This is a genomic window from uncultured Sphingomonas sp. (genome assembly GCF_964237155.1).
Taxonomy (GTDB): Bacteria; Pseudomonadota; Alphaproteobacteria; order Sphingomonadales; family Sphingomonadaceae; genus Sphingomonas.
Genome location: NZ_CAXSHH010000047.1, coordinates 1 through 19,765, shown reverse-complemented (window position 1 = coordinate 19,765; position 19,765 = coordinate 1). Strand labels below are relative to the sequence as shown.

Annotated in this window: 22 protein-coding genes and 1 pseudogene; 9 read left to right on the top strand and 14 right to left on the bottom strand. The window is 67.6% G+C overall.

The genetic code is table 11. From position 1 onward, the window contains the following. A partial coding sequence (locus ACFE71_RS10820; RefSeq protein ID WP_375428803.1) for a class I SAM-dependent methyltransferase occupies window positions 1-148 on the bottom strand: 148 nt, incomplete at its 3' end. Between the two features lie 55 nt (window positions 149-203). On the opposite strand from ACFE71_RS10820, the gene mutM reads away from it, so the two are divergent. The 3 genes from mutM (at window position 204) to dnaA (ending at window position 3,246) form a co-directional block, all read left to right on the top strand. After that, complete coding sequence (mutM, locus tag ACFE71_RS10815) at window positions 204-1,019, top strand: bifunctional DNA-formamidopyrimidine glycosylase/DNA-(apurinic or apyrimidinic site) lyase (RefSeq protein ID WP_375428800.1); 816 nt, start codon at window positions 204-206, stop codon at window positions 1,017-1,019. A 107-nt stretch (window positions 1,020-1,126) separates the two neighbouring features. Beyond that, window positions 1,127-1,390, top strand: coding sequence for a 30S ribosomal protein S20 (gene rpsT / locus ACFE71_RS10810; RefSeq protein ID WP_375428799.1), 264 nt, complete (start codon window positions 1,127-1,129; stop codon window positions 1,388-1,390). A 446-nt stretch (window positions 1,391-1,836) separates the two neighbouring features. Further along, window positions 1,837-3,246: a chromosomal replication initiator protein DnaA gene (gene dnaA, locus ACFE71_RS10805; protein WP_375428798.1), complete on the top strand. Its 1,410-nt coding sequence runs from the start codon at window positions 1,837-1,839 to the stop codon at window positions 3,244-3,246. 13 nt (window positions 3,247-3,259) lie between these two features. Here the strand turns inward: dnaA and trpS are convergent, their stop codons facing one another. Genes trpS through secB form a run of 3 tightly spaced genes read right to left on the bottom strand, consistent with a single transcriptional unit; the run spans window position 3,260 to window position 6,381 of the window. After that, a complete protein-coding gene (gene trpS / locus ACFE71_RS10800; protein WP_375428797.1) occupies window positions 3,260-4,264 on the bottom strand; it encodes a tryptophan--tRNA ligase in 1,005 nt (334 codons plus the stop codon). A 13-nt stretch (window positions 4,265-4,277) separates the two neighbouring features. Beyond that, window positions 4,278-5,840: a murein biosynthesis integral membrane protein MurJ gene (gene murJ, locus ACFE71_RS10795; protein ID WP_375428796.1), complete on the bottom strand. Its 1,563-nt coding sequence runs from the start codon at window positions 5,838-5,840 to the stop codon at window positions 4,278-4,280. A 31-nt stretch (window positions 5,841-5,871) separates the two neighbouring features. Further along, window positions 5,872-6,381 (bottom strand): protein-export chaperone SecB, encoded by a 510-nt coding sequence (secB, locus tag ACFE71_RS10790; RefSeq protein WP_375428795.1) that lies wholly within the window; start codon window positions 6,379-6,381, stop codon window positions 5,872-5,874. A gap of 154 nt (window positions 6,382-6,535) precedes the next feature. Here secB and ACFE71_RS10785 point away from each other — a divergent pair, with 154 nt between their 5' ends. From ACFE71_RS10785 to ACFE71_RS10775, 3 genes are read left to right on the top strand one after another with little or no spacing between them, the layout of a single operon-like run. Then, window positions 6,536-7,180 (top strand): Tim44/TimA family putative adaptor protein, encoded by a 645-nt coding sequence (locus ACFE71_RS10785; RefSeq protein ID WP_375428794.1) that lies wholly within the window; start codon window positions 6,536-6,538, stop codon window positions 7,178-7,180. Next, a complete protein-coding gene (locus ACFE71_RS10780) occupies window positions 7,177-8,478 on the top strand; it encodes a murein transglycosylase A (protein ID WP_375428793.1) in 1,302 nt (433 codons plus the stop codon). The genes ACFE71_RS10785 and ACFE71_RS10780 overlap by 4 nt, the downstream gene beginning before the upstream one ends. 25 nt (window positions 8,479-8,503) lie before the next feature. Next, window positions 8,504-9,004 carry a Smr/MutS family protein gene (locus ACFE71_RS10775; protein ID WP_375428802.1) on the top strand — a complete coding sequence of 167 codons (501 nt, stop codon included), beginning with the start codon at window positions 8,504-8,506 and terminating at the stop codon, window positions 9,002-9,004. 35 nt (window positions 9,005-9,039) lie between these two features. On the opposite strand, the gene dapE is transcribed toward ACFE71_RS10775, so the two are convergent. Next, a complete protein-coding gene (gene dapE, locus ACFE71_RS10770; RefSeq protein WP_375428792.1) occupies window positions 9,040-10,182 on the bottom strand; it encodes a succinyl-diaminopimelate desuccinylase in 1,143 nt (380 codons plus the stop codon). A gap of 118 nt (window positions 10,183-10,300) precedes the next feature. Here dapE and ACFE71_RS10765 point away from each other — a divergent pair, with 118 nt between their 5' ends. Continuing rightward, window positions 10,301-10,762: a cupin domain-containing protein gene (locus tag ACFE71_RS10765; RefSeq protein ID WP_375428791.1), complete on the top strand. Its 462-nt coding sequence runs from the start codon at window positions 10,301-10,303 to the stop codon at window positions 10,760-10,762. Window positions 10,763-10,764: 2 nt separating this feature from the next. Here the strand turns inward: ACFE71_RS10765 and ACFE71_RS10760 are convergent, their stop codons facing one another. Next, on the bottom strand, window positions 10,765-11,430 hold the full coding sequence (locus ACFE71_RS10760; protein ID WP_375428790.1) for a glutathione S-transferase family protein: 666 nt from the start codon (window positions 11,428-11,430) through the stop codon (window positions 10,765-10,767). A 56-nt stretch (window positions 11,431-11,486) separates the two neighbouring features. Here ACFE71_RS10760 and ACFE71_RS10755 point away from each other — a divergent pair, with 56 nt between their 5' ends. Further along, window positions 11,487-12,752, top strand: a complete 1,266-nt coding sequence (locus ACFE71_RS10755; RefSeq protein ID WP_375428789.1) for an esterase-like activity of phytase family protein — start codon at window positions 11,487-11,489, stop codon at window positions 12,750-12,752. Here the strand turns inward: ACFE71_RS10755 and ACFE71_RS10750 are convergent. From ACFE71_RS10750 to ACFE71_RS10720, 7 genes are all read right to left on the bottom strand, one after another. Beyond that, window positions 12,734-12,967, bottom strand: a complete 234-nt coding sequence (locus ACFE71_RS10750) for a hypothetical protein (RefSeq protein ID WP_375428788.1) — start codon at window positions 12,965-12,967, stop codon at window positions 12,734-12,736. The genes ACFE71_RS10755 and ACFE71_RS10750 overlap by 19 nt on opposite strands. Window positions 12,968-13,030: 63 nt before the next feature. Beyond that, complete coding sequence (gene yihA / locus ACFE71_RS10745) at window positions 13,031-13,675, bottom strand: ribosome biogenesis GTP-binding protein YihA/YsxC (RefSeq protein ID WP_375428787.1); 645 nt, start codon at window positions 13,673-13,675, stop codon at window positions 13,031-13,033. After that, entirely contained in the window at window positions 13,672-15,378 is a 1,707-nt protein-coding gene (yidC, locus tag ACFE71_RS10740) for a membrane protein insertase YidC (RefSeq protein WP_375428786.1), read from the bottom strand. The genes yihA and yidC overlap by 4 nt, the downstream gene beginning before the upstream one ends. Window positions 15,379-15,388: 10 nt before the next feature. Further along, window positions 15,389-15,583, bottom strand: a complete 195-nt coding sequence (gene yidD / locus ACFE71_RS10735; RefSeq protein WP_375428801.1) for a membrane protein insertion efficiency factor YidD — start codon at window positions 15,581-15,583, stop codon at window positions 15,389-15,391. A gap of 28 nt (window positions 15,584-15,611) precedes the next feature. After that, complete coding sequence (gene rnpA / locus ACFE71_RS10730; protein ID WP_375428785.1) at window positions 15,612-15,929, bottom strand: ribonuclease P protein component; 318 nt, start codon at window positions 15,927-15,929, stop codon at window positions 15,612-15,614. Window positions 15,930-15,961: 32 nt separating this feature from the next. Continuing rightward, the gene (gene rpmH, locus ACFE71_RS10725) at window positions 15,962-16,096 is read right to left on the bottom strand and encodes a 50S ribosomal protein L34 (protein WP_375428784.1); all 135 of its coding nucleotides are present in this window, start codon (window positions 16,094-16,096) and stop codon (window positions 15,962-15,964) included. 101 nt (window positions 16,097-16,197) lie between these two features. Next, window positions 16,198-17,181 (bottom strand): class I SAM-dependent methyltransferase, encoded by a 984-nt coding sequence (locus tag ACFE71_RS10720; RefSeq protein ID WP_375428783.1) that lies wholly within the window; start codon window positions 17,179-17,181, stop codon window positions 16,198-16,200. A 154-nt stretch (window positions 17,182-17,335) separates the two neighbouring features. On the opposite strand from ACFE71_RS10720, the pseudogene ACFE71_RS10715 reads away from it, so the two are divergent. After that, a pseudogene (locus ACFE71_RS10715) lies at window positions 17,336-18,181 on the top strand (YifB family Mg chelatase-like AAA ATPase); the annotation flags it as partial. A gap of 1,164 nt (window positions 18,182-19,345) precedes the next feature. Here ACFE71_RS10715 and ACFE71_RS10710 read toward each other — a convergent pair. Beyond that, a complete protein-coding gene (locus ACFE71_RS10710) occupies window positions 19,346-19,669 on the bottom strand; it encodes a hypothetical protein (protein ID WP_375428782.1) in 324 nt (107 codons plus the stop codon). Window positions 19,670-19,765: the final 96 nt, after the last annotated feature.

Genomic DNA, 19,765 nt, shown 5'->3' with positions numbered 1-19,765 from the left:
GGTCCTTCCACAACCGGTGCATGCCGCCCGACATGGCGTCGTTCATCAGGTCGTAGCTGGCGGCGACCGAGGTGAACACGCCGCCGACGCGCTCGGTCTTTTCGGGGCGGGTCACCTGTTCGTAGCCGAAGGAGACGGTATCGCTCATGCCGCTGCCCTAGCCGGGCCTTGTGGGCTCGGCAAACGGGACTTAGCTCATCTATGTGCCTGAGTTACCCGAAGTAGAAACCACCGTGCGCGGGCTCGCGCCGGTCCTGGAGGGCCAGCGCATCGCGCGGATCGTGACGCGCCGGGCGGACCTACGCTTTCCCTTTCCGCGCGATCTCGGCCAGCGGCTGGTCGGGGCGCGGGTGACGAGACTGGGGCGCCGCGCGAAATACGGGCTGATCGGGACCGACCGGGGCGATACGCTCGTGTTCCATCTCGGCATGTCGGGGCGGTGGCGCGTCGACCCGGACATGCTCGGCGCGCATGACCATCTGGTGATCGAGATGGGGAGCGGCCACACGCTGGCGCTGAACGACCCGCGCCGCTTCGGCTTTGTTCATCTGCACGCGACCGACGACCTCCCCGCCTATCCGCCCTTCGTAGCGATGGGCCCCGAGCCGCTTGGCACAGGGCTCACCGCCGATCACCTGCTCGCGCGCTTCGAAGGACGCGCCGCACCGGTCAAGGCGCTACTGCTCGACCAGCGGGTGGTGGCTGGGTTGGGCAACATCTATGTGTGCGAGGCGCTGCACACGGCGCGGATCGCGCCGAATCGCGCGGGCGGGCGCATCGCGCTGTTCAGGCTTGAGCGGCTGGTCGAGGCGATCCGTACAGTGCTGGAGGCGGCGATCGCGGTGGGCGGATCGTCGATCCGCGACTATGCCCGGCCCGATGGCGAGCTGGGGTATTTTTCGAAGCAATGGCGCGTGTACGGCCGCGAGGGCGAAGCCTGCGGATGCGGAACGATCGTGCGGCGGCGCGTGGAGGGCGGGCGTTCGACCTTCTGGTGTCCCGCCTGCCAGCGCGGCTGACGGGGGCGGTTGACGGTTTCGGGCCGAGCCGGTATGGCCCGCTCACTTCGAGCGCGAGGCACCGCTTCGCTGCTCCCCGTCCATTTCCGACAGCACCGAGGATATCAATGGCGAACACGCCGCAAGCCAAGAAGCGCATCCGCCGCAACGACCGCCGCGCCGAGATCAACGGCAATCGTGTGGGCCGCATCCGCACGTTCGTGAAGCGGGTCGAATCGGCGCTCGAGTCGGGCGACAAGGTGGCCGCGACGGCTGCGCTCCATGCGGTTCAGCCCGAACTGCAGCGCGGTGTGTCGAAGGGCGTGCTCCATAAAAACACGGCGAGCCGAAAATTCGCGCGGCTGACCAAGCGGCTTACCACGCTCGCTTAAATACAGGTTGCTGCTCGAGATTATAGGCCCGTCGGAGGATACTCCGGCGGGCCTTTTCGCGCGGCCGGAATCGAACGGAAGCAATCATGGGAAAACCGCTGATTTCCGGTGATTCGACCCGTACCAAGGCAAAAGGACGGCAAAAGCCAGAGGTCGCTAGCCTGAGTTAAACGCTGCTATTGCAGCTACTTATCATTTTTTCGGACGCATTTCCGCGCGTAAACCCGAGTCAATCCGGTTTATTTCAGAATAACGACGCACGCGCGGGTTGATCGTTATGGTGAGGGGCGCATAACTGGCGTCAGCGACGGTGTTCACCGAGCGCGATTGACCAGCATTGGTTCATTGCAAGGCCTGATCGAGCGCGATCCGGCCGCAGGGAAGACTTTGCCGAGTACATAAAGCGGCCGATCGCGAACCACGCGTCGTGCCGCGAGGAGAGACGCGTGCATCACGGTTCGACCAGGACGGCGGAAGGCGAGCAGGCGCGGGCCTGGACGCGCGTGCGCGCCAACCTGCGCGAGTCCGCCGGGCAGCGCCTGTTCGACCAATGGCTGAAGCCGATGGAGCTGGTCGAGGGCGACGAGCGCGACACCGTGCGCCTAGCGGTCCCGACGCCGTTCGCGGCCAACTGGGTAAGCAGCCACTATGCCGACCGGTTGCTGCTCGAGTTCCGTTCGCAGCTGCCCACCGTCCGTACGGTCACGATCGAGACGCGCGCGCCCGGCCTCGCCGTCCTGACCACGGCCGAGTCGCCTGTCCCGGAACCCACGAGTGATGCGGCCCCGTCGCCGGTGTCGGCCCCCGCTGCGACCCAGGGCGTCACGGCGGAGCGCCCGCCGCTTGATCCGCGCTTCACCTTCGACCGGTTCGTGGCGGATGGGTCGAACCGCGTCGCCCTGAATGCGGCGCAGGCGCTGGCAAAGCCGGGCACGCCGCGTTTTAGCCCGCTGTTCCTTCATGGCGGGACGGGGATGGGCAAGACCCACCTGATGCACGCCATCGGCCATGCATATCTCGCGCACAGCCCCGACGCGACCGTGCTGTGCATGTCGGCCGAGCGGTTCATGTTCGATTTCGTGTCGGCGATGCGCGCGCGCGACACCTATGCGTTTAAGATGCGGCTGCGCGGAGCCGACCTGCTGCTGATCGACGACTTGCAGTTCATCGCGGGCAAGGACGCGACGCAGGAGGAGTTTTTCCATACGGTCAACGAGGTAATGGCGGCGGGCAAGCGGCTGGTCATCTCCGCGGACCGCTGCCCCCAGGCGCTGGATGGGGTCGAACTGCGGCTGATCAGCCGGATGGGGATGGGGTTGATCGCCGACATCAAGTCGCCCGAGCCCGCGCTGCGCCGCGCGGTACTCGAGCGGCGGCTAGTGGACTTGCCGGGCGTGACTATTCCTTCGTCGGTGCTCGACCTGCTCGCGGACCGAATCGGGTCGAGCATCCGTGAGCTGGAGGGCGCGTTCAACCGCGTCGTCGCTTATGCGCAGCTCACGGGCGAGCGGGTCGATGTCGATTTCGCGGTGGCGACGCTCGGAGAGACGCTTCGGGGCGCGGTGAAGCGGGTCACGATCGATGAGATCCAGAAGCTCGTGTCGCAACATTTCGATCTCAAGGCGCTAGACCTCGTCTCCGCCAGGCGCGCGCGAGCGGTGGCGCGGCCACGCCAGATCGCGATGTATCTCGCCAAGCGGCTCACCACCCGCTCGCTGCCCGAGATCGGGCGTAAGTTCGGGGGGCGGGACCATTCGACCGTGATCCACGCGGTGAAGCGGATCGAGTCGCTGCGCGATCTCGACCGCGAGGTCGACGGCGCGGTCCGGGTGCTGCTCCGACAGTTGGAGGGCTGACCCGACCCGACCGTTATAGTTGCAGGCCGACGGCCTCCTGGGCCGCGCGAAGCATCGGAGCGGCAAGCGTCCGCGCTCGTTCCGCGCCGTGCGCCAGGACGGCCGCAACGGCGCTCCCGTCCTCGAGCAACGCCGCAGTTCGGTCTCGGATCGGCCCGACGCGTGCGATCGTCAGGTCGGCGAGCATGGGCTTGAAAACGCCGAAACCCTGGCCGGCGTGGGCGGCGAGCACCGTCTCAACCGATTTGTCCGCCAGCGCGGCGTAGATCGTGACCAGGTTGCGTGCTTCCGGCCGCGCCTCGAGCCCGGCTGGGTTATCGGGGAGTGGATGGGGATCGGTGCGGGCGCGGCGGAACTTGGCCGCGATCGTGTCGTCGTCGTCCGACAGGTTGATCCGCGACTGATCGGACGGATCGGACTTCGACATCTTGGCCTCGCCGTCGCGGAGTGACATGATGCGGGGAGCCGCCCTCGAGATCAGCGGTTTGGGGGGGGTGAACAGGTTGATGTCGTAGTCGGTGTTGAACTTGGCCGCAATGTCGCGCGCGAGTTCCAGATGCTGCTTCTGGTCGTCGCCGACGGGGACGTGCGTTCCCTGGTAGAGGAGGACATCGGCGGCCTGGAGCACGGGATAGCCGAACAGCCCGACGGACGCGCCCTCGCGGTTCTTGCCAGCCTTGTCCTTCCACTGCGTCATCCGGTTGAGCCAGCCGATCCGCGCGGTGCCGCCGAGGATCCAGCCGAGCTCGCTATGGGCGGGAACGCGCGCCTGGTTGAACAGCACCGACCGGTCGGGATCGATCCCGGCGGCGAGCAGGGTCGCGGCCATTTCGATCGTGTTTTTCGCCAGCTCCTTCGGGTCGATCGCGACGGTCAGCGCGTGAAGGTCGGCCAGGAAGAACAGGCACTCATCACCCGGCTCCATCGCGTCCTGCATCGCCACCCACTGGCTGATCGCGCCGAGATAGTTGCCGAGATGGAGATCGCCGGTGGGCTGGATGCCGGAAACTACGCGCATGATCGTCCTTGGGTCAGCGGCGACGGAGCAGACGGGTCACGTCGGACACCCGGAACGCCCCGATCGCGAAGGTGGCGACGCCGTAGACCAGCGTACCGGTCGCGACCAGCACGAGCATCGCGCCCCAGCGTTCGAGATCCGGGCCAGCCACGTAGGGACGGAAAAGGTCGAGCAGGAAGAACATCGCCGCGCCCATCACCAGGGCGGCGAGCAGCAGGCGCGGGGCGCGGCGGCGAAGCCGGTCGTCGGGCGCGAAATGCTCGCGCCGGCGCAGCGCGCGGTAAAGCAAGGCGGCGTTGACCCCGCTCGCGATCGCGGTGGCGAGTGGCGGACCCATGTGACGCAGCGGCAGGATGAAGGCGAGATTGAGGACGAGGTTGACCGCGATCGCGATCGTCGCGAACCGCACCGGGGTGCGCGTGTCGGAGCGGGCGTAGAATCCGGGAGTCAGCACCTTCACCAGGATGTAGGCGGGGAGGCCGACCGAGAAGGCGGCGAGCGCCTGCGCGGTGGCGATGCCGTCGGCCGGCGTGAACTGGCCATGCTGGAACAGGGCGGCGACGATCGGGCCGCCGCACACGATCAGCGCCACGGTGGCGGGAAGCGTGAGGAACAAGGCGAGCTCCAAGCCGCGGTTCTGCGTCGCCATCGCCTCCGCTTCCTCGCCGCGGCCGAGCTGGCGCGAGATGGTGGGGAGGAGGACGGTGCCCAAGCCGATGCCGATCAGGCCGAGGGGAAGCTGGTTCAGGCGGTCGGCATAGTAAATATAGGACACCGACCCGGCCGGAAGCAGCGTAGCGGCGAGCGCGGTCGAGACGACGAGGTTGAACTGCACCGCGCCCGCCCCGGCGGCGGCGGGCCAGATGAGCGACAGGAGGCGCTTCACGTCGGGACCGAGGCGGGGGCGCTTGAGCTTCAGGCGGATGCCCGCGCGGCGGCAGGCGACGATGAGCCAGGCGAGCTGCAGGACGCCCGCGACCGTCACGCCGATCGCCTGGTTGCGCGCGGTCAACATCGGGTCGGTGTCGTGGAACAGCAGCAGCGCGGCGATCAGCACGGTGTTGAGCAGGATCGGCGCGGCGGCGGCGACCCAGAAACGGTGCATCGAGTTGAGGATGCCGCCGAGCAGCGACACGAGCGAGATAAGCGCGAGATAGGGGAAGGTGATGCGCGCGAGGTGGACGGCCTGGTCGAACCGGTCGGGGCTCGCGTCGTTGAACCCACCGGACAGTGCCCAGGTGACGGGCCAGGCGGCGATCTCGACGATCACCGTCAGGATGGTGAGGATGGGGAGGAGCACGGAGAGCGCGTCCTCGGCGAAGCGGACGCCGTCGGGCAGGCCGCGGCCGTCCGGGTCGCCGACCTTGCGGTTGAAGAGCGGGATGAACGCGGCCGAGAAAGCCCCTTCCGCGAACAGCGCGCGGAACAGGTTGGGGAGGCGGAAGGCGACGAGGAACGCGTCCGAAGCGAAACCCGCGCCGACGAACCGCGCGAACAGCGCGTCGCGGACAAGGCCGAGCACGCGGCTGGCGAGGGTAAGTCCGCCGACCGAGCCCAGCGCACGCGCGAGATTCATGCGCGATGAACGACCGGCGCCGCCGGGCGGGTCAGGCCTGACCCATCGGCGCAGCCATCGCGGCCCCCTGCTGCTCCAGCTGTTGGAGGAACAGCGCACCGAAGTCGATCGGCTCGAGCAGGAGGGGCGGGAAACCGCCGTCGCGGATCGTGTCGGCGACGACACGGCGCGCGAAGGGAAACAGGAGGCGGGGCGCCTCGCCAAGCAGGAAGGGCTGGATATGCTCGGCGGGGATGTTCCGGAGGCCGAACAGCCCGGCATAAGACAAGTCGACGATGAAGGCGGTCTGCCCTTCCGAGTCGGCGCGCACCTCGATCTTGAGCACGACCTCGTGCACCTCCTCGCCTACTTGGTTGGCGGCGATGTTGAACTGGACGTCGATTCCCGGCGCGACCTGGTTCTGGTAGATGGCCGGAGCGTTCGGGTTCTCGAAGGACAGGTCCTTGACATACTGCGAGATCATGCCGGCGGCCGGGGCGTCGTCCTGGCCGTTCGCCAGCGGCTGATTGTTCGCGCCCGCGTCATTTTCCTCAAGAGCCATGGTCTGTCCTCGAAATTGAGTGGGCGGCGCGCGGTCGGGGCGCACCGTTTGCGCAAGTCGGCGCGACTAGCAGCGGCCCGGGCGCGTTTCAACGGGCGCGGGTTTTATTCGACGGTCCCCCGGACTATGTAGGTCGATCAGATCGGAGGCCTGGGTGCTATACGTCATTCTTCTCGCCATGGTCGCCGGGTTCCTGGCGTTGCGGCTTTATTCGGTGTTGGGCAAGCGGACGGGTCATGAGCAGGCCCTACCCAAGCCCGCCGAGGAGCGCGCGAACGTCGCCGCGCTGCCGCGCGCGGTGGACACGCAGCCCGAGCCGCGCGATGTGGGTTCGCGCCCGATGGAAGCCGGGGCCGAGCAAGGCCTGCGCCAGATCGTACAGGCCGAGCCGGCGTTCGACGTCGCGCGCTTCCTGGAAGGCGCGAAGGCGGCATACCGGATGACGCTGGAGGCGTTCTGGCGCGGCGATGAGGCCGAACTGCGCGAGTTGGCGACGGACGACGTGGCGAGCGCGTTCGCGGCATCGATCGAAGCGCGTCGCGTATCGGGCGAGCGGCTCGACAACCGGCTGGTCACCATCGAGCGCGCGACGATCGCTGACGCGCGGCTGACGGGGCGCGAGGCGCGGATCACGGTGCGCTTCGACGCGGACATCGCGGCGGTCACGCGCGACGCGGAGGACCGGGTGATCGCGGGATCGACCGACGACGCGGTCGAGACGCACGATGTCTGGACTTTCGCCCGGACGCTGGGTGCCCCCGATCCGAATTGGAAGCTCGCCGACACCGACGAGGCGTGACGACGGTGCGCGTCGTGGGCGCCGCGGCGCTCGGCCTGATGCTGGCAGGCTGCGTCGGCGGGAACGAGCCGCTCGCGCAGGTCGGTTCCCCGTCGGTCGTCGCCGATCCGATGATGGAAAAGCGCGGAGCGCCGATCGTGCGCGCGCCGGCCCCGGTCGTCGCGATCGTGGGGGCGACGCCGCTTCCCGCCGCGCCCGCCATCGTGCCGTCGGGCGCCGTGACCGCGCTGGCGTCGGGAGTGCTGCCGGGACCGCTCGTCGCCGACCTGCCGATGAGCGAGCGCCAGGCCGAAGCCGGACGGGTCGCGTTCACGCTGAGTTGTCCGGGGTTGCTGCGGCGCGCGGATGCGTCGGGGCTGACGCGCGGGACCGACTGGCGCGACGCATGCGATGCCGCGAAGGTGGCCGGGGAGGGCGCGGCGCGTCGCTTCTTCGCCGACCGGTTCGAGGCGGTGCAGGTGGGCGACGGCCGCGCTTTCGCCACCGGTTACTATGAGCCGGAGATAGCCGGGTCGCGCGACCGGCGGGCGGGGTACGACGTGCCGATCTATGCACGGCCCGACGATCTGGTCGATGTCGACCTGGGCAAGTTTTCAGACGACCTGAAAGGGCGAAGGATTAGGGGGCGGGTCGAGGGTACGAATTTCGTGCCCTATTCCGATCGCGCGCGGATCGAGGAGGGCGCGCTGGAGGGCCGGGCGCGGGTGCTCGCCTGGGCGGCGGATCCGGTGGAGATCTTCTTCCTTCAGATCCAGGGATCGGGGCGGCTGCGGCTGCCCGACGGGTCGGTGATGCGGATCGGTTACGCGACGCAGAACGGGCGCGCCTATACGGGCATCGGCAAGCTGATGCGCGACCGTGGCCTGCTCGGGCCTGGGCAGGCGTCGATGCAGGGTATCGTCGGCTGGTTGCGCGCCAACCCCGTCGAGGGGCGGGCGTTGATGCGCGAGAACAAGAGCTTCGTGTTCTTCCGCGAGCTGACCACCGCGCCGTTGGGAGCGATGGGGTACCCGGTCGAGGGGCGGGTGAGCGCGGCGACCGATCCCAAGTTCACGCCGCTGGGCGCGCCGGTGTTCCTGTCGCTCGACCGGGCGGACGCGACCGGGCTGTGGGTGGCGCAGGATACGGGCGGTGCGATCAAGGGCGCGAACCGGTACGACACGTTCTGGGGGGCGGGGCGGCTCGCGGAGGCGACGGCGGGCGGCATGTCGGCGCGGGGGACGGCGTTCCTGCTGCTGCCCAAGGGCACGCTTGCGCGATTGGGAGGCGGCGGTGGCGGGGCGATCGCTATACCCTGACGAGCTCGCGCTGTGGCGGCGGGTGATGGCGAGCGTGCGGCCCCTGCGCGCGGTCGCGCCGGCGGCGGCGCAGCCGATCGCGCCCACGGCGGTCCCCAACACCAAGGTAGAACCGGCTCGCGGCCGCGTCGTCGCGAAGCCCGTCGTGATATCCCCGCCTGCAAAGGCTCCGCGTCCGGGCGTGACTCTCGATGGCGGGTGGGACCGGCGGCTGCTTAAGGGTGCCGTGGCGCCCGACAACACGATCGATCTGCACGGGCATACGCTGGCGTCGGCGCATGCGATGCTCGATGCACGGCTGGAGGACGCGGTGACGCGGGGCGACCGGGTGCTGCTGCTCGTCACGGGCAAGCCGCCGCGCCCCGAATCGGAGCGACCGCACGCCCGCGGGGCGATCCGGGCGGCGGTTGCAGACTGGCTGGCGTCGTCGCGGCATGCCGGGCGAATCGCGGCGGTGCGCGGGGCGCATCCGCGCCATGGAGGTGCGGGGGCGCTTTATATCATCCTGCGGCGAACGCGGGGGTGACCTTCAGGCGTTTGTCCGAACAGCGGGACCCCGGATCAAGTCCGGAGTGACCGGGTCGTAGCGAGCGCGCGGGCGATCACGTCGGCGTAGATGTCGGTCAGGACATCGAGGTCCTTGACCGCGACCGCCTCGTCGACCTGATGCATGGTGGCGTTGACCAAGCCGAACTCCACGACCGGGCAGAATTTCGAGAGGAAGCGCGCGTCCGACGTGCCGCCGGTGGTGGACAGTTCGGGCGTCAGGCCGGTGCGACGGGTGATCGCGTCGCTCATCATCGCCGAGAGCGGGCCGGGTGGCGTCAGGAACGCCTCGCCCGAGACGCGGCTGGTGACGACGGCGGCCGGGGCGTGGCGCTCGACGATCGTGCGGACGCGAGCGACCAGATCGTCGCCACGCTGTTCGTCGTTGAAGCGGATGCTGAGCCGGGCGGCGGCGTGGGCGGGGATGACGTTGGTCGCATTATTGCCGACATGGAGGTCGGTCACTTCCAGGTTCGATGCCTGGAACCAGGCGTTCCCGTGATCGAGCACGAGGCCGCTCAACTCGGCGAGCGCCGCGATCAGCGAGGCGATCGGGTTGTCGGCGAGGTGCGGATACGCGACGTGACCTTGGCGACCGGGCACGTCGATCCAGATGTTGACGGAACCGCGCCGGCCGATCTTGACCGTGTCGCCGAGGCGGCGGGCGGAGGTGGGCTCACCGACCAGGCACAGGTCGGGGCGGAGACCACGCTGGGCCATGCGGTCGATGATCGCGCGGGTGCCATAGGTCGCGGGTCCCTCCTCGTCGCCGGTGAGGAGGAGGCTGAGCGTACCGATCGCGGCGGCGCGGGCGCGATCCGCCGCCGCGATGAAGGCGGCGACCGCGCCCTTCATGTCGACCGCGCCGCGTCCGTAAAGCAAGCCGCCCCGGACTTCGCCGCTCCAGGGGCTTCCGGTCCAGCCCGGGCCGGGGGGCACGACGTCGAGGTGACCGGCGAAGGCGAAATGCGGGCCGCCGTCGCCGCGTGTGGCGATCAGGTTCTCGACCGGACCGTCAGGTGCGTCGCCCGCGACGAACCGGTCGACTTGGAAGCCTTGGGCAAGGAGCGCATCTTCGGCGATGTCGAACGCGGCCCCGCGTGCGGGCGTGACGCTTGCGGCGCGGAGTAGCGCCTGGGCAAGGGGGAGGGAGTTCATGAGGAGAGCTACTCCTTCGTCACCCCGGCCTTGAGCCGGGGTCCCGCTTCCTGCATCGACGTGTGACGGAAGAAGCGGGATGCCGGATCAAGTCCGGCATGACGGAAGGGGGAAGGTAGTGCCCAAACTCGATCTCGATGCCATTCCGGCCACCAACGCGACAGGCTATCCGCCCGAGCATGCCGCGGCGGTCCGGGGCAGATGGTACAGGCGGCTCGCTCCGGCGGGCGGGCTGACCGAGTTCGGGGCGAGCCATGTGCGGTTGGAGCCAGGAGCCTGGTCGTCGCAACGTCACTGGCACGAGGGCGAGGACGAGTTGCTGGTCATGCTGACCGGCGAGGCGGTGTTGGTCGATGATGCCGGTGAACATCCGCTCGGGCCGGGCGACTGCGCGGCGTTTCCCAAGGGCGACCGGAACGGGCATCATCTTCGGAACCGGAGCGGCGCGCCCTGCACGTTTCTGGTGGTCGGGGCGGGACCGCGCGAGGGCGGGGACTATCCCGACATCGATATGCGCTTCACCGCGGACGGGCGTTACGTCCATGACGATGGGACCGACTACGGCGCGACCCGCGTGTAACATCAGGCGACGGCGGGCTGCTCGTACTGCTCGATCACCCATTCCTCCTCCTGCGCGCCGGCGATCCATTCCTGCATCAGCGGATGGTCGAACATCGCCTGCATGTAGCCGGTCGCGAAGCGGGCGATGGGGAGCTGGTAGGTGACGATCCGCGTGACGACGGGCGCGAACATCATGTCCGCCGCGCCGAATTGTCCGAACAGGAAATCGCCCGTGCCGCCGAAGCGCGCCCGGGCCTGCGCCCAGAGCTCCATGATGCGGCGGAGCTCGACCAGCACGTCGTCGTCGGGGCGGGTGGCCGGGAACTGCTGGCGGATGTTCATGCTGTGCTTGCGGCGGAGCGCGGTGAAGCTGGAATGCATCTCGGCCGCCATCGAGCGGGCCATCGCGCGCGGCGGGTCGTCGGCGGGCCAGAAGCGGTCGCGCCCGACCTTGTCCGCCAGGTAGTCGATGATCGCCAGGCTGTCCCACACGACCGCGTCGCCGTCCCACAGGATCGGCACCTTGCCAGACGAGGGGGCGAACTCGTCGCCCTCGCGCCGCTTGTCCCAATCGGCGTCGTACAGGGGGACGACGACCTCCTCGAACGGCAGCCCGCTATGCTTGGCGGCGAGCCAGCCGCGCAGCGACCAGGAGGAATAGGCCTTGTTGCCGATGACGAGCTTCATGGGCGAGACCTAGGCGAGCGGGCGGGGGAGGGCAACGGGTGCCGAAGCCTGGACCTATGCGTTCGGGGCGGATGACGGATGCGGCGATCAAGGTGACCGAACTGCGGTTCGAGGACGAGGTGCTGGCGCGGCTGGACTTGCCGAGCGGTGAGTTGAGAGTGACGCGCGGGATCGGGTCGGGGCTGGCGACCGGGCTGGACGGGCGGATCTGGTCGGTGGGGGACCGGGGGCCGAACCTGAAGGTGAAGCTGGCGGTGAAGCGGTACGGGCTCGGGCACTTGGCCGAGCATGGCGTGAGCGACGGGGCGAAGGTTATGCCGTGCTTGGAAGTGGGGCCGGCGCTGTCCGAGCTGCGCGTCGAGGGCGACCGGGTCGAGATCGTATGCACGGTGCCGCTCCGCGATGCGGATGGGCGGGCGCTGTCGGGACTGCCGGTACCGGGTGGGCCCAATAACCGGAGCGAGCCGGCGATCGGACTAGATGGCGCGGTGATCGCGCCCAACCCGTCGGGGGCGGATAGCGAGGGGGTCGCGTTACTCGGCGACGGCGGCTTCTGGGTCGGCGACGAATATGGACCGTCGTTGCTGAGGGTCGGCGCGGACGGTTCCGTCATGGTGCGTTGGGTGCCTGCGGGATGCGAGCCGCTGTTCGCCGACGCGCGCTATCCGGTGGTCGGGGCATTGCCCGCGATCGCGGCGCGGCGGCGGCTCAATCGCGGGTTCGAGGCGATCGCGCTGTCGCCGGACGAACGGTGGCTGCATCTTGCCTTCCAGAGCCCGCTCTCGCACCCCGACGACGAGGCGCACGAGCGGGCGCGGCGTGTGCGGCTGTGGCGGCTCGACGCGCAGACGGGCGCGGTCGCGGCGGAGTGGCTGTACCCGCTCGATGCGCCGGACAGTTTCCGGCGCGATGCCGAGGCGGGCAAGGTCGAGCGGTCGGACGTGAAGGTGAGCGAGATCGTCGCGGTCGGGGCCGATCGGCTGCTGGTGCTGGAGCGCGTCTCGCTGACGACCAAGCTGTATCTCATCGTGCTGGACGAGGCGGCGGCGCTCGATCCGGCTTACATGGAAGAGGCGACCCGGCCGACGGTCGAGGAGCTGAGCGCGGACGGGACGGCGGGGTTGCCGGTGCTAACCAAGCGGTTGGTGCTGAGCAGCGACGACCTGCCCGGACTGGGGGCGGACCTGGAGGGCGTGGCGATGCTGTCGCCGCGGTCGCTGCTGATCGTCAACGACAACGATTTCGGGATCGAGGGGGTGGCGACACGGTTCTGGCGGGTCGACCTGTCGCGTGACCTCGCCGATTATCCAAGCGCGGGGTAGGCGACGCGGAGGCGGGAAAGCGGAACGAGCGTTTCGCCGCGATAGGTGACGGGCTCGCGGACCCAGGCGGTCTCCCCCTCGATCGCGACGATTTCGAAGATCGTGCCGCGATTAACGCCGATCTGCACCAATGTGCCGTGCGTTTTGGGAGCGTTGCAGCCGGTCGCGAAATCATGGTCCGGGCAGAGAATGTCCGCATAGCCGGTGTGCATCATGCTCTAGCTCCCCTCCTGATCGAGAGAGGATGCGCCAAATTGCTTAATGGGTCGTTTCCGGCGTTAGAGCACCGCGCCCCACACCGCCGCGCGGAGTTCGGGGATGCCGAGGCCGCCTTCGCTGGAGGTGGCGATGATCTCGGGGTGGGCGGCGGGGTGCTTGCGCGCCTCGTCGGCGGTGGCCTGGGTGACGGCGGCGAGGTCGCTCGCCTTGATCTTGTCGGCCTTGGTCAGGACGAGGTGATAGGAGACGGCGGCGCGGTCGAGCATCTCGAAGATCTCGCGGTCGACCTCCTTCACGCCGTGGCGCGAATCGACGAGGACCAGCGCGCGCTTGAGCACGACGCGGCCGCGCAGGAAGTCGTTGACGAGGAAACGCCACTGCCGGACGACCGCGGGCGGCGCCTTGGCGAAGCCGTAGCCGGGCATGTCGACGAGGCGGAACCGGAGCGGCTCGCCGACGTCGAAGAAGTTCAGCTCCTGCGTGCGGCCGGGCGTATTGGACGTACGCGCAAGACCGTTCCGGTTGGTGAGCGCGTTCAGGAGCGACGATTTGCCGACGTTGGAACGGCCCGCGAAGGCGACCTCGGGAACGAGCGGGTCGGGCAGATGCTCGAGCGAAGGAGCGGAGCGCAGGAACGCGATCGGCCCGGCGAACATCTTCCGAGCGGGTTCGGTCAGGTCCTCCGGCGGTGCCGCGTCGGTCATTTGGCGGCTGCGACCTTCAGCTCGGGGTGCCGGGCGTAAAGCAAGCGCTGCTGAGCGATCTGGAGGAGGTTGGAGGTGATCCAGTAGACCTGCAAGCCGACCGCGAAGGGCGCCATGACGAACATCAGCACCCAGGGCATGATCGCAAAAACCTGCTTCTGCGTCTCATCGGTGGGCGTCGGGTTGAGTTTGAATTGAAAATACATCGACACGCCGAGCAGGATCGGGATCACGCCGATGCCGATGAAGGCGGGCGGCGTGAACGGGAGCAGGCCGAACAGATTGACGGGAGTCAGCGGGTCGGGGGCGGACAAGTCCTTGATCCAGGCGACGAAGGGCTGGTGGCGCATCTCGATCGTCAGCAGCAGCACCTTATAGAGCGCGTAGAAAATCGGGATCTGAAGTAGCGTCGGGAGGCAACCCGCGAACGGATTGACCTTTTCGGTCTTGTAGAGGGCCATGACCTCTTGCTGCATCTTGACCTTATCGTCCTTGTAGCGGTCCTGGAGCGCCTTCATCTTGGGTTGCAGCGCCTTCATCTTCGCCGTGCTGGCGAACTGGCGCTGTGCGATGGGAAATAAGAGCAGGCGGAAGGTGACGGTCAGCGCGATGATCGCGACGCCGAAATTACCGACCATGCGGAAGAGCCAATCGAGATAATAGAAGATCGGCTTTTCGAACACGCGGAACCAGCCCCAGTCGATCGCGTAATCCAGGCGGCTCACGCCTTGGCGGTCGGTGTAGCGATCGAGGAGCGAGACCTCTTTCGCGCCGGCGAAGAAGCGGCTGGTCTGGGTCAACGCCTGCCCCGGCGCGAGCGCGCGCGGCGCGGCGGTGTAGTCCGCCTGGAAGCTGTTGTTCGGCCCGGCGCGGAACTGGCCGTCGAAGCCGCTCGCCTGATCGGGAATGACCGCCGTCAGCCAGTACAGGTCGGAGAAGCCGAGCCAGCCCCCGGTGCTGGCGAAACGCTTGGGCCCGTCTTCGGCGAGGTCGTCGTAATCAGTGTCGTAATCCGCGCGGTCGTTATGCGCCGACATGGGGCCGACATGGATCGTCCAGGTGTCGGCGTTCTTGGACGGCGCGGTGCGGTTGACGAGGCCGTAGCTGGCGACGCCGACCGAGCGCGGGCCCGCGTTGAGCACGGTCTGCCGGACCCCGAACATATAGCCCTCGTCGACCGACAAAAACAGGCGGTACCGCTGGCCGTTGCCGCCCATCGCGTCCAAGGCGACGGGGCTGCCGGGGCGAAGCACGGGGGCGGAGGCGCGCCATATCGCATCGGCGGCGGGGGGTGCCAGGCCCTCGCCGCGCCAACCGAAACCGGCGAAATAGGCATCGCGCGTTCCGGCGGGCGAGAGCAGCCGGATCGGCGTCGAGTTCCGGGCGATGGTTTCCTTGTAGTTGACGAGCGTGAGGTCGTCGATGCGCGCGCCGCGCAGGTTGATCGAGCCGCGCAGGGTCGGCGTCTCGATGCGGACGCGGGGGCTTTCGGCGAGGACGAGCGCGCGGTCGCGGAGCGCGGCGGGGCTGTCGGCGGTGGGATCGGCCTGCGGCTGGGGCAGGGGTTGCGATTTGCCGGCGACGACCTTGCTGACGGGTGGGTTGGCGGTCGGGAACAATCGGCTTTGGAGCACCGGCCAGCCGAACAGGATCAGCGCCGCGATCACCGCGAACAGGACGAAATTGCGACGGTCTTCGGTCAAGGATGCAGCCTCAGGGTACGGGATCGGGACCGTAGCCGCCCCAAGGGCGGCAACGCGCGACCCGCTTCAGCGCGAGCCAGCCGCCTTTGGCAGCGCCATAGCGGGTCAGGGCGGTCATTGCATAGGCCGAACAGGACGGTTGAAACCGGCAGCTAGGCGGCAGGACCGCGGACGGGCCGACTTGCCAGGCGCGCACCAAAAGAATGAGAAGGCGGGTCACGACGGGGCGCGCGTCACCGTGCTACCTTGGCGAGCGCCTTGCCGAGTTCGACCCTGAGCTTTGCGTATTCGCGCTCGATCCCGCCCTGGCGACCGATCAGGACATGATCCGCGCCGGGTACGCCGCCCGTCGGCAACATATCGCGGGCGAGCGCGCGCAGGCGGCGCTTCATGCGATTGCGGACGACCGCATTCCCGATCTTTTTGGTGACGGTGTACCCGACGCGGATACCGGGGTCGTCATCGCCGCGCGGACGTACCAGCAGGACGAAGCCCGGCATTGGCGCGCGGCGGGCGTTGTTCGCCGCCAGGAAATCCTTGCGGCGCGACAATGTCGTTATGCCGGCGACGCCGCCGACGCCAGTTACGCGCTTAGCTTCTTGCGGCCGCGATTGCGGCGGGCGCGGATCACCGACTGGCCGCCCACCGTCGCCATCCGCGCGCGGAAGCCGTGGCGGCGGGCGCGCACCAGATTGCTCGGCTGAAAAGTCCGCTTCATCGTTCACTTCCCGGTGTTTATCAAATATGGGCCGGACGTCGTCACCGGCGATCGAACTACATTGTCCCTATGGAGTAAGCGCCGCAAAGTCAATGCGCGCCCTATCTGGTCGCGACCATCGTGACCCATTCGCCGCGCGAACGGCCTAGGATGTCGAGCAGTCGTTCGCGTCGGTTGAGCGCCGCAGCGTCGGCGTCGATACCGGACCGACCGTTCGCACGTGCGTTGCGGTGCGAGGCGGCTATGATGTAGTCGGTCGCTGGTCCCGAACCCGGCGTGCTGAACACGCTTATCTTCCCGAACTCTGCGCGAGCGGCCAAGGCGCGTAACGTCTTGCCCTGAAAGAGGAAGAGATGCCGCGGTGATTCAAGTCCGCGCCAGTCGGCCCCGAATATCTCGTGTCCCAACGCGCGCAAGTTGGGGGTGATGACGACCAAGCGGCCGCCCGGGCGCAGTATGCGACGACACTCGGCAATGGTCTCTACGGGATCGGGCACATGCTCGATCACGTTGCTCATCGTGACCGCGTCGAAGCTTTCGGCATCGAATCCTTGGTCGAACACGTCGCCGAGCGCGGTGGTGACGCCGGGAAAGCGACGCGCGACGGCCAGCGCGGCCGGATCGAAGTCGATACCGTGGGCCTGCCAACCGACGCGCGCCATGCCGCCTAGGAAGCCGCCGTTGCCGCAGCCGATGTCGAGCAGTCGACCCGGAGCCATGCCTTGCAAATGCATCCGGTCGCTGCGGTAGGTGGCCGCCCGCCACGGGATCAATGCGGCGAGACCACGTTTGGCCAATAACTTGACGCCCACGCTGTCGACGGTGGAAGGCACGGGCTCGCCCGCATCCGTCGTTTCGCCATCGTGTGTCCAGTAGCTTTGGTAGAGTTTGCCGATCTCCGCTTTGCGTGGCCGAGGGTCCAGCCAGCCCAGGCCGCATGCGGCGCGGCCGCATTCGCGCAGCGACCAGACGCCGGGCGCGGCAAACTCGCGGTCGGACAGTCCCGCGTGGGTGACGCGCCCTGCCGCGCCGCACACCGCGCATGTCGCCGCCGAATCGCAAATCACCCCTTCATTGTCGACCATCACGCGCCTTCCTGTGCCGGTTTCGCCGATCCGTCCCAGTCGAAGCCTAGCCAACAAAGCGGTTGAGCGGCAAGCGTGTCTTAAGGACGGCGTCAAGCCGGCGCGTGTACGTCCGCGGCTCGGTAGACGACCCGCCTTGAGGAGGTATCAACGCATGGCGGTATCAGTATCGACGGTCGCGTATTTGGGGCTGGAGGCGCGCACGGTCGAGGTGCAGGTGCAGCTGATCCCCGGCCTACCCGCCTTCAACGTCGTCGGGCTGGGCGACAAGGCGGTGGGCGAAAGCCGGGAGCGGGTGCGCGGCGCGATCGCCGCGATGGGGCTGGCGCTGCCGCCCAAGCGCATCGCGGTCAATCTCAGCCCCGCCGATCTGCCCAAAGAGGGATCGCATTTCGACCTGCCGATCGCGCTGGCGCTGCTGGGCGCGATGGGCGTCGTCGACGTCGAGACGCTGGCCGAGTATTTCGTGGTGGGCGAACTGGGGCTGGACGCCAGGATCACGCCGTCGCCGGGCGTGTTGCTGGCGGCGATGCATGCGGGGGCGGAGGGGCGCGGGCTGGTGTGCCCGGCCGCGCAGGGATCGGAGGCCGCGTGGGCGGGGTCGGCGGAGGTCGTCGCCGCGCCCGACCTGCTGGCGCTCATCAACCATTTCAAAGGCCACGGGCTGCTCGCACGGCCGCAACCGGGCGAGGTCGAGGAGCCGGGGCGCGGGCCGGATCTGCGCCAAGTGCGCGGGCAGGAGACGGCCAAGCGCGCGCTGGAGATCGCGGCGGCGGGCGCGCACAATCTGTTGATGGTCGGGCCGCCGGGCGCGGGCAAGTCGCTGATGGCGTCGTGCCTGCCCGGCATCCTGCCGCCGCTCGACCCCGCCGAGGCGCTGGAGGTGTCGATGGTGCAGTCGGTGGCGGGGACGCTGACCGGCGGGCGGTTGACGCGGACGCGGCCGTTCCGCAGCCCGCATCATTCCGCGTCGATCGCGGCGCTGACCGGCGGGGGTGTGAGCGGTCAAAAAGCGAGGCATTCCGATCCAAGTTCTGACCGGCACAACCAACGATTGTCATTTCGAGCAAAAACCTGTCTTGATCGTCGCCTCGCGTCGGTAGGCTCTGAGAATTCGTCATCGGATCTCACTTTTCATCTCGGGTGAGATTCGTTGCACAAAGGTGAGACCAGTCTCACGTCGAATGCTGTCACTCTTCATCTCAGATGAGACTCTTTGCAGTTATGTGAGACTAGGCGCACGATGAGTGCGACGGCGTTGGGTACGACGAGCCCATCGAAATTAGAAGTCACTTTCCACCTCAAGTGAGATTCGTTGCACGTTGGTGAGACCAGTCTCACGTTCAATGAGCTAACTTGTCAGACTCAGCGAAAGCGTAGGCTGGTTTTCTGAAACATTAGACTGAGGGAAAGGTATTGCAGCATAATGCTCAACGCTCACCTGCTCCCCGTGCAAGATCTTCGTGACAATACTCTCGCAGGTAGCGGGCGACGGCGTCGCTGACGGCTTGGCGGAGCTGGCCAGCAGGTACCCTCGTTTTCAATCTCGCGTGGAGCGTCGCCGCGACGTCGATCTGGACATACGGTCGCGGCTTGCGGTCGCGCTCAGGAGGCAGCCCGCTAGCCATTTCCGAGCGATCGACCTCGTTCGAATGCTCGCAAGCGCCTCAGGATCACGCTCCTGCTCCGTTTGATAACGCCCCCGATCTCGCTAAGCGAAGCTCCAGCGTTGCAACCGACAAGGTCAATGCGACTCTGTCAGAGTGGGAGAGACCGTCTCACTCTCTTCGACAACATGCTAAGGGCTATTCTGGCGCTGTTACGAAGGTTTAGCGCGAAGATGGTGGTCAGCGCCCACCTCGGTTTGCAAGCCCGTCCGTGGGCCGAAGCTCCCGTTCTCGAAGGGCGTGCCGACTCGTGCTATCACCTATGAAACTCAGTCGACCTGGCGCCGCTAACGCGAGATTGACTCGTGCTTTCATCAATAAAACCCTGTCCGGGCGTTCAGCAGCGCGGATGCCCGCTCACCGCCACTCGTGCCTTCACGCCCAAAACGCGATCAAGGCGTCTCGATGTCACTTCCCACCTCGATTGAGATTCGTTGCACGTCGGTGAGACCAGTCTCACGTTCAATGAGCTAAGTGCCTTGCGTATTTAAGGCCGATCAGTCCGCGACGATGTCGATCATCTGCTGGATCTTGCGTTCGAGATTGCGTGCGCGAACGCCGGGAAGCAGGCGGTCGACGATCTCATGCGTCTCATTCCGGTCAGAGCGAATCCGTAGGCCTGTGATGCCGTACCTTCTGACTACTAGATCAACAGCTCCTCGAAACTGCTCGGAGAAGCCCTGAACGGTGGGCTCGAATAGCAGGATCTCAGGTCCAAGCTCGGCGGTCTCGGCACCGTTGGCTCGACCGATCTCCATCAATTCGGCGAGGAGCAGCTCGGCGAACTCGCCAGCGTCGACGACTCTGGATTCGCTCACCACCGGCTATTCCGCGCATCTTCGAACGTGATCTGATCACTTTCCTGTGGATCGGCGTGGAACAAGGACCCTCTTAGCGGGGTGATCGGCGTCCAAGAG

Excerpts from the sequence above, each read along its gene's own strand:
- rpsT (WP_375428799.1), top strand. The coding sequence starts at position 1,127 with ATGGCGAACACGCCGCAAGCCAAGAAGCGCATCCGCCGCAACGACCGC.
- trpS (WP_375428797.1), bottom strand. The coding sequence starts at position 4,264 with ATGCGCGTAGTTTCCGGCATCCAGCCCACCGGCGATCTCCATCTCGGC.
- murJ (WP_375428796.1), bottom strand. The coding sequence starts at position 5,840 with ATGAATCTCGCGCGTGCGCTGGGCTCGGTCGGCGGACTTACCCTCGCC.
- secB (WP_375428795.1), bottom strand. The coding sequence starts at position 6,381 with ATGGCTCTTGAGGAAAATGACGCGGGCGCGAACAATCAGCCGCTGGCG.
- ACFE71_RS10775 (WP_375428802.1), top strand. The coding sequence starts at position 8,504 with ATGGCGAGCGTGCGGCCCCTGCGCGCGGTCGCGCCGGCGGCGGCGCAG.
- dapE (WP_375428792.1), bottom strand. The coding sequence starts at position 10,182 with ATGAACTCCCTCCCCCTTGCCCAGGCGCTACTCCGCGCCGCAAGCGTC.
- ACFE71_RS10760 (WP_375428790.1), bottom strand. The coding sequence starts at position 11,430 with ATGAAGCTCGTCATCGGCAACAAGGCCTATTCCTCCTGGTCGCTGCGC.
- ACFE71_RS10755 (WP_375428789.1), top strand. The coding sequence starts at position 11,487 with ATGCGTTCGGGGCGGATGACGGATGCGGCGATCAAGGTGACCGAACTG.
- ACFE71_RS10750 (WP_375428788.1), bottom strand. The coding sequence starts at position 12,967 with ATGATGCACACCGGCTATGCGGACATTCTCTGCCCGGACCATGATTTC.
- yihA (WP_375428787.1), bottom strand. The coding sequence starts at position 13,675 with ATGACCGACGCGGCACCGCCGGAGGACCTGACCGAACCCGCTCGGAAG.
- rpmH (WP_375428784.1), bottom strand. The coding sequence starts at position 16,096 with ATGAAGCGGACTTTTCAGCCGAGCAATCTGGTGCGCGCCCGCCGCCAC.
- ACFE71_RS10720 (WP_375428783.1), bottom strand. The coding sequence starts at position 17,181 with ATGGTCGACAATGAAGGGGTGATTTGCGATTCGGCGGCGACATGCGCG.